Source organism: Chryseobacterium sp. FG46 (genome assembly GCF_057809135.1).
Genome location: NZ_JBMDJJ010000023.1, coordinates 48078 through 60446 on the forward strand (window position 1 = coordinate 48078; position 12369 = coordinate 60446).

At 37.2% G+C, this 12369-nt stretch carries 12 protein-coding genes; 3 read left to right on the forward strand and 9 right to left on the reverse strand.

The window, feature by feature from the left end:
- The 8 genes from ACODR7_RS16320 to mraZ all read right to left on the reverse strand — a co-directional run bounded on the left by ACODR7_RS16320 (position 1) and on the right by mraZ (position 9318).
- Positions 1-1239 carry an FtsW/RodA/SpoVE family cell cycle protein gene (locus ACODR7_RS16320; protein WP_488840655.1) on the reverse strand — a complete coding sequence of 413 codons (1239 nt, stop codon included), beginning with the start codon at positions 1237-1239 and terminating at the stop codon, positions 1-3.
- 22 nt (positions 1240-1261) lie between these two features.
- Positions 1262-2599: a UDP-N-acetylmuramoyl-L-alanine--D-glutamate ligase gene (murD, locus tag ACODR7_RS16325; protein WP_488840657.1), complete on the reverse strand. Its 1338-nt coding sequence runs from the start codon at positions 2597-2599 to the stop codon at positions 1262-1264.
- Between the two features lie 62 nt (positions 2600-2661).
- Positions 2662-3903, reverse strand: coding sequence for a phospho-N-acetylmuramoyl-pentapeptide-transferase (gene mraY, locus ACODR7_RS16330; protein WP_110011287.1), 1242 nt, complete (start codon positions 3901-3903; stop codon positions 2662-2664).
- Positions 3904-3980: 77 nt separating this feature from the next.
- Positions 3981-5441 carry a UDP-N-acetylmuramoyl-L-alanyl-D-glutamate--2,6-diaminopimelate ligase gene (locus ACODR7_RS16335; protein ID WP_488840660.1) on the reverse strand — a complete coding sequence of 487 codons (1461 nt, stop codon included), beginning with the start codon at positions 5439-5441 and terminating at the stop codon, positions 3981-3983.
- Positions 5442-5499: 58 nt separating this feature from the next.
- A complete protein-coding gene (locus tag ACODR7_RS16340; RefSeq protein WP_488840662.1) occupies positions 5500-7491 on the reverse strand; it encodes a penicillin-binding transpeptidase domain-containing protein in 1992 nt (663 codons plus the stop codon).
- Entirely contained in the window at positions 7475-7840 is a 366-nt protein-coding gene (locus ACODR7_RS16345; RefSeq protein WP_488840664.1) for an FtsL-like putative cell division protein, read from the reverse strand. Before ACODR7_RS16345 ends, ACODR7_RS16340 begins: the two co-directional genes overlap by 17 nt.
- Before the next feature lie 74 nt (positions 7841-7914).
- A complete protein-coding gene (gene rsmH, locus ACODR7_RS16350) occupies positions 7915-8808 on the reverse strand; it encodes a 16S rRNA (cytosine(1402)-N(4))-methyltransferase RsmH (protein WP_488840666.1) in 894 nt (297 codons plus the stop codon).
- Between the two features lie 51 nt (positions 8809-8859).
- On the reverse strand, positions 8860-9318 hold the full coding sequence (gene mraZ / locus ACODR7_RS16355) for a division/cell wall cluster transcriptional repressor MraZ (protein WP_110011282.1): 459 nt from the start codon (positions 9316-9318) through the stop codon (positions 8860-8862).
- A 272-nt stretch (positions 9319-9590) separates the two neighbouring features.
- Here mraZ and ACODR7_RS16360 point away from each other — a divergent pair, with 272 nt between their 5' ends.
- The 3 genes from ACODR7_RS16360 (at position 9591) to ACODR7_RS16370 (ending at position 11484) form a co-directional block, all read left to right on the forward strand.
- Positions 9591-10352 carry an alpha/beta fold hydrolase gene (locus tag ACODR7_RS16360; RefSeq protein WP_076595276.1) on the forward strand — a complete coding sequence of 254 codons (762 nt, stop codon included), beginning with the start codon at positions 9591-9593 and terminating at the stop codon, positions 10350-10352.
- Between the two features lie 63 nt (positions 10353-10415).
- The gene (gene yihA, locus ACODR7_RS16365) at positions 10416-11039 is read left to right on the forward strand and encodes a ribosome biogenesis GTP-binding protein YihA/YsxC (RefSeq protein ID WP_076595277.1); all 624 of its coding nucleotides are present in this window, start codon (positions 10416-10418) and stop codon (positions 11037-11039) included.
- Positions 11032-11484 carry a GNAT family N-acetyltransferase gene (locus ACODR7_RS16370; protein ID WP_276963618.1) on the forward strand — a complete coding sequence of 151 codons (453 nt, stop codon included), beginning with the start codon at positions 11032-11034 and terminating at the stop codon, positions 11482-11484. Before yihA ends, ACODR7_RS16370 begins: the two co-directional genes overlap by 8 nt.
- 468 nt (positions 11485-11952) lie before the next feature.
- Here the strand turns inward: ACODR7_RS16370 and ACODR7_RS16375 are convergent, their stop codons facing one another.
- Positions 11953-12333: a DUF6232 family protein gene (locus tag ACODR7_RS16375; protein WP_488840668.1), complete on the reverse strand. Its 381-nt coding sequence runs from the start codon at positions 12331-12333 to the stop codon at positions 11953-11955.
- Positions 12334-12369 lie beyond the last annotated feature (36 nt).

The window sequence follows — 12369 nt, forward strand, 5'->3', positions numbered from 1 at the left end:
TTAAGCGATATCGTTTATTTCTGCTATACTTTGTTTTTTACCCATTCCTTCTTCATCATAAATCTGAATCCTTGAGCTTATATTTAAAATAATGCCTAACTGTAAATAGGTTACCAGCATTGAGGTTCCTCCGTAACTGATCAAAGGCAGAGGCTGCCCTGTTACCGGGATCAGGTTTACAGCAACGGCTATATTTACCGAAAGCTGGATAAAGATCATTACCCCGAGACTGAGCACAAGCAACGATCCGAAGAAGGCTGGCATTTTACTGGCAATCATTACAATTCTTATCATCATGATCAGGTATAAACAGATCAGGAAAGCCGCTCCTATAACTCCATACTCTTCTACGATGACCGCGAAAATAAAGTCGGAGGCCGATTGCGGAAGCATTTGTTTTAAGGCACTTTTTCCTGGTCCCATTCCGGTAATTCCTCCGTGAACAATGGCTGCTTTGGCCTGCATTACCTGATAATTTTTTGCTTTTACGCTTTCATCATCTACATCAGCTGATTTTGCTTTGCTTGAGGTAAATGTTTCGATACGGCTCATCCATGTATGTACACGGTTTCCGCCAATCATGTTCGTATTAAGGGCAATTAATAAAAATAACACAATAGCTACAAATGATGCAGAAATGAACCCTGCAATATATTTCCAGTGAAGCTGTCCTATAATAAGAACGACTACGGAAACCATTAAAATCATTAACGCCGTTGAACCGTTATCTTTGGCTACCAATACAAAAACAAGCAGAATAGGCCCGAAAATATACATGATATTTTCTATCGGAAGCCTTTCTCTGGTGATCTTCTTGGTTAAATATCTGCACAGGTAGATGATCAGCATTAAAAAGGCAAATGATGAAGGCTGGAAAGAGATCGGTGTTCCTGGGATTTTCAGCCATCTGGAAGCACTGGCTCCATCAATGGTCTGTCCGGTAAACATGGTAACGATCAGCAGAATAATCATCAGGCCGAGTAGAATACTGCTGAGCTTTCCGATGTATTCGTATTTTATAGTTCCTACCAGTCTCATAATGGCTAGCCCCAGGACTACAAAGAACATGTGTTTGATAACGTGGCCTGTTGTGGTCCCGTTATTAACAATGTATTCAAGATTTGAACTTGCAGAGTATACAGGGAAGATAGAGAAAATGGAGATCACAAGGATGACCATCCAAAGTACTTTATCGCCCTTTAGAAATTCAAATCTGCTTTCTGTGTTCTGTTCGTCCATATTTTATGCTATTGGCTTCTGGCTACTGGCCATTGGCTTTTAATACCTGTTGTTTAAACTGTCGTCCTCTATCTTCATAGCTTTTGAACAAGTCAAAGCTTGCGCAGCATGGAGATAACAAGACCGTATCGCCTTTTTTAGCCAGTGATTTTGAAATTTTCACGGCTTCTTCCATGCTTGAAGTATCATAAATAAACTCTTTCTTATTTTTAAAGAAATCGATGATCTTTTTGTTATCTACTCCAAGGCAAACAATTGCCTTTACTTTTCTTTTGACTAAATCTTCAATTTCGGTATAGTCGTTTCCTTTATCTAATCCGCCAACAATCCAAACAGTTGCCGTTTTCATACTTTCTAAGGCGTAGTAAGTAGCATTCACATTGGTTGCCTTACTGTCATTAATATATTTTACGTTATCAATTTCAGTAACGAACTCTAATCTATGCTCTACAGCCTGGAATGTCATCAATGAATGTCTGATACTTTCATTGTTGATTTTTAATATCTTACCGGCAATGGATGCAGCTAAGCTGTTGGCCACATTGTGATTTCCCAGCAGAGACAATTCTTCAACTTTCATTGAGAATTCGTCTTTCATTTTTACTACAATTTCATCATCATTAATGAATCCTCCTTCCGTCAGCTTCTCTTTGATGGAGAAAGGAATCATTTTCGCCTTTATTTCAAGCTTTTCAAGAAGGTTTTTACTCATTTCATCATCTTTGTTATAGATGAAGAAGTTATCATTCTCCTGATTTTCCGTGATTCGGAATTTGGCCAATGCATATTCTTCATAATTGTAGTTGTACTGATCCAGGTGATCCTGAGACAGATTCAACAATAAAGAAATATAAGGTCTGAAATTCTGAATATCATCCAGCTGGAAAGAGCTTACTTCCAATACATAATATTCATGGTTTTCATCTGCCACCTGCTTGGCAAAGCTGTATCCGATGTTTCCTCCTAAACCTACATTCAATCCGTCATTTTTCAGGATATAGTAAATCAGGGAAGTTGTGGTTGTTTTTCCGTTGCTTCCGGTAATGGCAATGATCTTTGCATCTGTAAATTCTGAAGCAAATTCAATTTCAGAGGAAAGTCTGATTCCTTTTTCATGAATTTTATTGATGATATCAGCCTTTTTCGGAATTCCCGGGCTTTTTACGATCCAGTCAGCATTTAAAATCCTTTCTTCATCATGGTTTCCTTCTTCAAATTCAATTTCATTTTCGGTAAGAAACTGCTTATAGTTATCCTTAATGGCTCCTTTATCTGAAAGAAATACTTCCAGACCTTTCTTTTTAGCCAGATAAGCAGCTCCGCATCCGCTTTCTCCACCTCCTAAAACAACTATTTTCATATTATAAAAGCTTTATGCTATAGGCTTTAAGCTTTACGCTTATTGCTTACAGCTTTTAATTTTTATCTCATTTTTAATGTGATCAGACATACAATGGCCAATATTACCCCGATGATAATCATTCGGTTCACGATTTTACTTTCGTGGAACCCTTCCTTTTGATAGTGATGGTGTAATGGTGACATTTTGAAGAGTCTGTTGTTTTGGGCATATTCCAGCCCATATTTTCTTTTTCTGTATTTGAAAACAACTACCTGAAGCATTACAGACAGGTTTTCAATTAAGAAGATTCCGCATAATACAGGAATCAGCAGTTCTTTTCTTAAAATAATGGCTAAAACGGCTATCACGCCTCCCAGCATCAGACTTCCGGTATCTCCCATGAAAACCTGCGCGGGATAGGTGTTGTACCAGAAGAATCCGATTACGGCACCTACCATTGCCACGGCAAAAATGGTGGTTTCCCCCATGTTGGGGAGGAACATGATATTGAGATAGTCTGCAAAGATGATGTTCCCTGAAAGGTAAGCGAAAAGAGCCAGTGTAAGTAATATAATGGCACTTGTTCCTGCTGCGAGACCGTCAATTCCATCGGTGATATTGGCTCCGTTTGAAACGGCTGTTACAATGAAGATCACGATAGGAATAAAGACAATCCATGCCCACTCATGGGCATCTTTATCATTCATCCAAAACAAAATTCCACTATAGTCGAACTCATTATTTTTTGCAAAAGGAACGGTGGAAACGGTGATTTTTTCTGTAGGCATAAAGTTTTGCTCTACATTATTTCGGTTCACCACCTTGGCATCTGCATATTTTCTTTTAACGGTAATGTCAGGGTGGAAATACATTGTAATTCCGACAATTAGCCCTAAACCAACCTGTCCTACAATTTTAAATTTACCACTTAAACCGTCTTTGTTTTTTTTAATTTTCTTTAAGTAATCGTCCAGGAAACCAATAGCACCCATCCAGAACATAGAAACGAGCAGCAGAACAATGTACACATTGGTAATTCTTGTAAACAGCAATACCGGAATGATGGTTGCCAGAATAATAATAAGGCCTCCCATGGTAGGGGTTCCCTCTTTTTGTTTCTGCCCGTCCAATCCCAGATCTCGTACCAATTCTCCCATTTGTTTTGTTCTCAGGTAATTGATGACTCTTTTTCCGTAGACAAGAGCAATAATCAATGAGAATAATACAGCCATTCCGGCACGAAAAGAAATGTATTTCAACATTCCTAATCCCGGAATGTGAATTCCATGGTTGGTTAGATATTCGTATAGATAGTATAGCATAGTTTCAATTGTTAATAAATGATCATTGATAATTGATGAATGATTGAGCAATTATTCTTTCAGTTATCACTTGTAATTTATTTGCTCATTAATTTCCAAAGCTCATTAATTACTTCTTTGTCATCAAAATGATGTTTCACACCATTGATCTCCTGATAGGTTTCGTGGCCTTTGCCGGCAACTAAAACAATATCTTTGGGTTCTGCAAACTTGATGGCCATTTTTATGGCTTCTTTTCTGTCCGGAATTGAAGTGTATTTGCTGAAATTCTGGGGTTCAACACCTGCTTCAATTTCTTTGATGATCTGTGCAGGATCTTCTGTTCTCGGATTGTCTGAAGTGATGATTGCCAGGGTTGATTTTTTAGTGGCAATATTTCCCATTTCAGGTCTTTTGGAGTGATCTCTGTCTCCTCCACAACCGAATACAGTAATTAATCTTTCGTTTTTGGTTCTGATATCGTTAATGCTGCCCAGAATGTTTTCCAAAGCATCCGGAGTGTGTGCATAGTCTACGATAAAGAATATTCCGCCATCAGATTTGAAGGTTTCAAATCTTCCGGAAACTCTTTTTAACTGGCTGATAGCCTGAAGAATTTCATCCTGCTGAAAGCCAAGTTCAGCAGCAATTCCGAAGACAAGCAGTAAGTTATATACATTGAATTTCCCGGTCAGTGTCGTCCAGAATTCTTTTCCGTTGAAATTCAACAGCATTCCGTTGAAATCTACTTCCAATAATTTCCCGTGATAGTCTGCCATGGTTTTCAAAGCATAAGACTTCTTTTTAGCCTTGGTGTTCTGAAGCATGACATTACCATTTTTATCATCTACATTGGTGATGGCAATGGCGGTATCTTCTAATTGATCAAAGAATCTTTTCTTCGTCTTTAAATATTCTTCGAACGTTTTATGATAATCTAAATGATCATGAGTAAGGTTGGTAAAGCCTGCTATTTTGAAGTGTAGTCCTTCAATTCTGTTTTGGGCAATTCCGTGTGAGCTTACTTCCATGAAGGCAAATTCACATCCTTTTTCTACCGCTTCAGCCAAAATCCTGTTGATTGTAATGACATCAGGGGTGGTATGGGTAGCCGGGATAATTTCTTCACCGATTCTGATTTCAACAGTGGAAAGTAAAGCCGCTGGGTATCCCAGGTTCTTGAAAACGTCAAAAAGAAGGGTGGAAACAGATGTTTTTCCGTTAGTTCCTGTAATTCCTATCAGTTTTAACTTCTGAGAAGGGTTTCCATAGAAATTAGAAGCAAGGTGGCCTAAGGTTTTAGATGAATCTTTTACCTGAATATACGTTACATTTTCAACCAAAGTTTCGGGAAATTCTTCGCAAACGATTGCTGCTGCTCCTTTTTCAATAGCAGATGCAATGAATGAGTGACCATCCACCACCGTTCCTCTCATCGCAATGTAAAGAGAGTTTTCTGTAACCTTTCTGCTGTCGATCACCAATTCAGTAACCTCACGGTTGTTGTCACCGTGGATTTCCAGTACTGGGATTCTGTTTACTAATTCTGTTATAATCATCTTTATCAATAAGGCTTTGCCTTATTCTGGTTTAAATGGTCCTTCCGGAACCTTGGTTTTAATTTTGCAGAGACAAATAAATTCTCTGGTTTTTACTGATTGTTGTGCCTTCCAGAGGGAATTGTTCTTTAATTCTTCCTACTCCTTTATAATCGACGCGGTAGCCTAAGTTTTCCAGCTGCGGGATTACATTTTTTCCGATTAATCCTACTACATTAGGCATTTGCTTATCATTGACGGCTACTTTAACGTTAGGTTCCACCATTTTGCTCAGGTTTACCTTTTTGTCTACCAGCATTTCTTTTTCAATATTCTGAGGTGTTTTCAGGAATGTTTTTCCTGCAATTTCTTTAAACACCGGAGCTGAAACGGAACCTCCATAAAATCCTTTTGCGGTATTAGGCTCACTGATCATTACATAGCACGTATATTTTGGGGCATCAGCCGGATAGAATCCTGCAAATGATGCTCGGTACTTCATTGGGCCAGGCAGCCAGTATTCAAATCTTGCAGTACCTGTTTTTCCTGCCATTTTCAGATTAGGAGTAAAAATGCTTCGTCCTGTTCCTTTTTCTACAGCTTTTGTTAAAGCGCTGGTCATCATTTTAATCGCTTTTTCAGAAGCCATTTTGTTCACCATCACTTCAGGCTTTGCATTGTACATTACCTTTCCGTCTTTCAGTATTTTATCAATGAATAAAGGCTTAAGCATTTTACCTCCATTGGCAACCCCGTTGTAGAAAGTTGTCAGCTGCAGCAGGTTGATGTTGGAAGAGTATCCGTAAGAAATGGAAGCCAGCGTTGCTGCATTCCATCTTTTATTTTGTGGAGTTACGATCTTCGGTTTTGTGATTCCCGGAAGTTCTATATCCATTTTATCGAATAATTTCCAACGTTTCAGGTGGTCAAGGAAAATCTGTGGCTTTTCGGCATAATACTTTGTAATCAGCTTTGAAGTTCCTACGTTACTGGATTTTGCCAATACATCACTGATATCGTATGTTCCTCCTCCGTGGCCGTCAGAGATTCGCTGTTTTGCATAGACCCAAACACCGTTTCCTACGTTTACGGTTGTGTTTTCATCGATGAATCCATCATCCATTGCTGCTAAAAGCGAAATGGTTTTAAAAGTAGATCCAGGTTCGATATTATCTTTCAGAGCATAGTTGTAAGAGTCTTCGTAATCTCCTGATTCTGTTCTTTTTAAATTAACAAGAGCACGTACTTTTCCGGTTTCAACTTCCATGACAATGACGGTCCCGTGTTTGGCTTCGAAATTAATCAGCTGTTTCTCAAGAGCGGAGTGCGCAATGTCTTGAATTCTAAGGTCTAAGGTGGTGTACACATCTTCTCCGTCTACCGGTTCCTGCACCTTCCAGAAGTCGATAGGTTTCCATTGGGAAGAATTGATTCTTTGCTCCAGTCTTTTGCCGTCTGTTCCGGTTAAATATTTTGAGAATGCACCTTCCAGCCCGGATTTAAGCTCGCCGTTATCCATACCGATAGTTCCGGCACCGATTTCCGAAGTAGCCAATTCTCTTTTATAGTTTCGGTCAACAATAAATCCTCCTTTATTTTTTCCTTTTTTGAAGATCGGGAACTTTCGGATTCTGTCGTATTGATCGAAATCAAGACCTTTTACTAAAGTATAATACTGGTTTTTCTTTTTCTTCTGCTCGTCAAACTTCTGTCTGAATTCTCCTCTTGATTTTCCGAACATTTTGCTCAGAGAATCAGTAAGTGCTCCGATATTGTTGGAATACACCGTATCTTTCATTGTTTTGAAGTCAAGATAGATGTCATATCGCATTACAGTGGTAGCGAGAATTGAACCGTCGGACGCAAAAAGGTTACCGCGGGCAGCTTTTAAAGTGGCTTCACGATAGTTTTTATTAATGTAATCATCTTTTATTTCCTGAACATTGGTATTCTGAAGGACTACAATTCTTGCCAGGAACATGACAAACACGCACAAAGCTACCACTGCAAAGAGGTAGCCCCATCGTAAGGTTTTCTTACGTTTATTGTCGTATTCATTTTGCTTTTGCATCTGTACTGTCCAGTTTTATTAGCAATTTATGAGGATGGTTTTCCAGGGGCATCAGTGAATCCCGTGCAACCTCTTTCCCCAGTTGTGATTCCATTTTTACTTTGATCAGCTTACTCTGGGCGTAAGCATTTCGTGATTTGTATTCTTCTGTTTCTTCTTTTAAGGCGTTTACAATTTTTATTTTTTTATTGACGAGATGGTTGGTATAAATCATGGCCATCATCAGAACAAATAAGAGGAGAAAATACTTGTAATGTACTTTGATCTCATCACGATTCAGAAAGTTTCCTTTTATAATGTCTATAAAAGTGAGTCTTTTCTGGGGGCGATTTGTTGTTCTTTTTGCCAAAGCTTTGTTTATAATTAATTAATGATAAATGATGATCGATATTTTAAAATCATTTATCAATAATCTGTTATCATTTATACTTTAATTCCTGTTCTCATCTTAGCACTTCTTGCTCTTGAGTTTTCTTCAATTTCCTGGTCATCAGGAATGATTGCTTTACTCTTTATCAATTCAAATGCCTTTTTATAATTTCCGTAGATATCTCTTTCCGGTTCTCCTTCAAACATTCCGTTTTTCAGGAATCTTTTTACCAAACGGTCTTCTAAGGAGTGATAAGAAATAACCACTAATCTTCCTTCCGGTTTCAATACATTAAAAGCCTGAACCAGCATTTCTTTCAATACTTCAAGTTCCTGATTGACTTCAATTCTTATCGCCTGAAAAAGCTGAGCATAGAATTTATTAACCTTGTGAGGCGGAATATAGCTGAACAGTTTTTTCAGATCTTCCGTAGTGTCTATACTTTTTGTTTTTCTGTGATGAACAATTTCTCTCGCCAGCTTTCTTGCTTCTCTTAGTTCTCCATAGTGATAGAAAAGGTCTGCAAGCTCACTTTCTTCATATTCATTAATCACTCTCTTGGCATCCAGATTCTGCATTACATTCATTCTCATATCCAAAGGAGCATTGCTTCTTGTTGAGAACCCTCTGTCTGCTTCATCAAACTGATGAGAAGACACACCTAAGTCTGCCAAAACACCATCCACCTGTGAAATGCCATACATCAGCAAAGAGTTTTCCAGAAACCTGAAATTCTGATTAACTAATGTAAACCTTGGGTCATCAATTGTATTTTTAAGTGCATCCAGATCCTGATCAAAACTGAACAATCTCCCTTTGTCGGAAAGTCTGCTCAGGATTTCTCTTGAGTGGCCTCCGCCTCCAAAGGTGCAGTCCACATATATTCCGTCAGGATTCGTCACCAAATCATCAACACTCTGCTTCAACAAAACGGGGTTATGATACATGCTTAATTGTGTTTTTTGTTTACTATATAATCAATTAATAACCTACTACAGTTATTCTTCATCGAAAGAGCCCATTACATCTTCAGCCAGGCTTGCAAAATCAGCTTCGTTGGTAGCAATTACCTTTTCATAGGCTTCTTTGTCCCAAATCTCAAAGAGTTCTCCTGCACTGGTAATCACAATATCTTTCTGAAGATTTGCGAAAACTGTGAGGTCTTTAGAGATCTGTAATCTTCCTGCATTATCCAACTCTACTGTTTTTACTCCTGCTGTAAACATTCGTATGAAATCAGCATTCTTTTTTATGAACCTGTTCAGTTTATTAATTTTGCCCATCAGTTTGTCCCATGCATTCATAGGATAAACTTCCAGACAAGGTTGGAACACAGATCTTTTGACTACAAACGCCTTATCGTCGAAGTTTTCCATCTGTTTGATTAAAGATGAAGGAACTTTTAAGCGGCCTTTGTCGTCAATTTTACACTCATATGTCCCAATGAAATTTTTCATTTGGGACAAATTTATATAATAATTTCCAAAATTTCCCACTTTTTCCCACTTTTTGACTTAATGTTAATAAGTTTTATTAAAGATTGAATTTCAATAATGTAAAATACTGATATGAAGAGACTTGTTGAAAGTGTTATTTGGGCCATAATAAAGAGGTTTTGAAAAAAAAAGTTAAAAAGGAGAATATTATATTATTTTTATCTTAAATTAGGATAATCAAAATTTTTTTGAGGTTTAATTTGTATTTTTGCAGGGCTTTATTAAGGCGTTTTATGATATTTAGTACAAAAAAAGAAAAGAAATATTCCTATGTAGAAGCGGGAGAAGGACATCCATTGGTGCTGTTGCACGGGTTAATGGGTGGTTTGAGTAATTTCGATAAAATGGTAGATTTTTTTTCGGATAGGGGCTTCAAAGTATATGTTCCTCAGCTGCCGATCTATGATCTGCCGGTACTCAATACCAACCTTACCACTATCGCAAAATATATTATCAAGTTTATAGAAAGTCATATTGAGGGACCTGTCTCTATTGTAGGAAACTCAATGGGCGGTCATGTAGGGCTTATTTTAACTTTGGCAAGACCTGATCTGGTAAAGAATCTTGTTCTTACAGGAAGTTCCGGTTTGTATGAAAGGACTTTCGGAGACAGCTTTCCGAGAAAGAATGACCGTTCATATATCAGAAAGAAAACGGAAGAAGTTTTCTATGATCCAAAGGTAGCAACAGAAGATCTTGTAGATGAAGTTTTTGCAGTGGTGAATGACAGAATGAAAGGAATCAAGACGGTAATGCTGGCGAGAAGTGCCATCAAACACAATATGCTGCATGATCTTCCGAAGATTGTGACGCCTACCTGTCTGATATGGGGTAAACAAGATAATGTGACTCCTCCTGAAGTGGCAGAAGATATGCACAAGTTTATTCCTAATTCGGATTTATTCTGGATTGATAAATGCGGCCATGCAGCCATGATGGAAAAACCGGATGAATTCAATGAAATCCTGTACAACTGGATAAAAGATAAAGTTTAAAACATATAAGTAACCATTAAGAGCTTTTCTTAATGGTTTATTTTTCTAAAATACATTCAAAAAATGATTATCAAAACAGCAGAGTTTGTAAAGAGTAGCGGAAAATGGCAGGAATGCCCGGAACCCAATATTCCCGAGTATGCTTTTATCGGAAGATCGAACGTAGGAAAATCATCACTGATCAATGCCATGATGAATCATAAAGATCTGGCTAAAACATCACAGACCCCGGGAAAAACCCAGCTGATCAATCATTTTTTAGTGAACGAAAACTGGTATCTTACTGATTTACCAGGATATGGCTATGCAAAGGTTTCAAAAGTTCAGCGAAAGGATTTTGAAAAGCTGATTACCAATTACATTCTGAACAGAAGAAATCTTGTTAACCTTTTTGTTCTGGTAGATGTGAGACATACTCCGCAGAAAATTGATCTGGAATTCATCCAATGGTGTGGTGAAAGCGGAATACCGTTTTCCATTGTCTTCACAAAGGCAGATAAACTGAAACCGAATGCGGTTATCAAAAACGTTGAAGACTATAAAGCCGAGCTTCATAAAACATGGGAAGATCTTCCCGAACTGTATATTACTTCAGCAGAAAAGAAGGAGGGAGGAGATAACATTCTTGATTTTATCCAAAAGACCAATGATTTTTTAAAGAATAATAATATAAGCTTCGATGAGTAGTAATATGATCTGGAAAATTAAAACATTTGATGAATTTACGGTTCCGGAATTATATGCAGTACTGAAGGCACGTATTGATGTTTTCGTTATTGAACAGAACTGTCCTTATCCTGATCTGGATAATTATGATCAGAAAGCAGTGCACATCTGGGCTGAAGAGGGAGGACAGGTTTTAGCCTATTGCCGTGTTTTTGATAAAGGCATAAAATATGAGGAAACTTCTATCGGCAGAGTTCTGACAACAGAGCAGGCGAGAGGTAAAAGCCTGGGAAAGCAATTGATACAATATGCCGTAGAAACAATAGAAAACCGTTTTCATACTTCTGAAATCAAAATATCTGCACAGGATTATCTTTTAAGATTTTACAGTGGGTTCGGATTTGTAGATACAGGGAAGAAATATCTGGAAGATGATATTCCGCATACGGAAATGATAAGAAAGTAAAAAGGTATCTCAAACGAGATACCTTTTTTCGAACTGTATAAAATTATATTGGGTGCTATTAGTTTTTTTCATCATTTCTTACGTCAAAAGTAAGGCTATTGTAAAAAGTAACCTTACGGAAAACCGTAATTGACTTAATTTTTTAATATTAATTGCAGTTGGTACAATATGATCTGTCCACATATTGTTTGCTGCTTCCTGAATAATAATAACATCCTCCTCTGGATCCTACATATAATTGTTGACCATTATACGAACATCCTTTACTGGAAGTGTATGATCTTGAATAAACTTGCCTTTTCGACTTGTTTTTTTTATTAACCTTACTTTTTCTGGGTTTTTTGCCAGAAAATTCTTTGATAAAAATCACATTGGTGCTATAAGCTGAAAGGCTGTCGGGAAATAATATTGCTAAACCAAAGAGGCCTGTAAAAAATAGTTTTTTCATGGTATTTATATAATTTTTACTTATCCTCGATGAATAATTGCTTCATTTAATGCGTTTACAATTTTTTGAATGTAATCTCTGTCTTTTGATACAATACTATTAACTTCTCCAGCATTTGTGCTTATTCGTACTGCATATTGATTTTTAATAGTAAAAAACCACCAAAAACCTAGAATTAAAATTATTATTCCCATCCAAAAAATCTCTTTTGAGAAAAGGAGTATAAAACCTACAATGATCAGTAGAAGGGCCTTGTTTTTACTTTTAATAATTTCAAAAATATAAACAGAAGAGATGTTCCTCATAGCATATGTTTTTGAATGTGTTATATATCTTGACTGCGTAACTTTTATAGAACTGTCATTATAAAATATTGTTTCATTTTGGGTGATCGCTTCCATTATTTAGTATTTTTAATTATTGTAAAGGTTTAGATC

What these genes read in the sequence shown, in the direction of transcription:
- ACODR7_RS16360 (WP_076595276.1), top strand. Translation starts at nt 9,591, where the DNA reads ATGATATTTAGTACAAAAAAAGAAAAGAAATATTCCTATGTAGAAGCG.
- yihA (WP_076595277.1), top strand. Translation starts at nt 10,416, where the DNA reads ATGATTATCAAAACAGCAGAGTTTGTAAAGAGTAGCGGAAAATGGCAG.
- rsmH (WP_488840666.1), bottom strand. Translation starts at nt 8,808, where the DNA reads ATGTATCATAACCCCGTTTTGTTGAAGCAGAGTGTTGATGATTTGGTG.
- ACODR7_RS16320 (WP_488840655.1), bottom strand. Translation starts at nt 1,239, where the DNA reads ATGGACGAACAGAACACAGAAAGCAGATTTGAATTTCTAAAGGGCGAT.
- ACODR7_RS16335 (WP_488840660.1), bottom strand. Translation starts at nt 5,441, where the DNA reads ATGATTATAACAGAATTAGTAAACAGAATCCCAGTACTGGAAATCCAC.
- murD (WP_488840657.1), bottom strand. Translation starts at nt 2,599, where the DNA reads ATGAAAATAGTTGTTTTAGGAGGTGGAGAAAGCGGATGCGGAGCTGCT.
- ACODR7_RS16340 (WP_488840662.1), bottom strand. Translation starts at nt 7,491, where the DNA reads ATGCAAAAGCAAAATGAATACGACAATAAACGTAAGAAAACCTTACGA.
- ACODR7_RS16375 (WP_488840668.1), bottom strand. Translation starts at nt 12,333, where the DNA reads ATGGAAGCGATCACCCAAAATGAAACAATATTTTATAATGACAGTTCT.
- ACODR7_RS16370 (WP_276963618.1), top strand. Translation starts at nt 11,032, where the DNA reads ATGAGTAGTAATATGATCTGGAAAATTAAAACATTTGATGAATTTACG.
- mraZ (WP_110011282.1), bottom strand. Translation starts at nt 9,318, where the DNA reads ATGAAAAATTTCATTGGGACATATGAGTGTAAAATTGACGACAAAGGC.
- mraY (WP_110011287.1), bottom strand. Translation starts at nt 3,903, where the DNA reads ATGCTATACTATCTATACGAATATCTAACCAACCATGGAATTCACATT.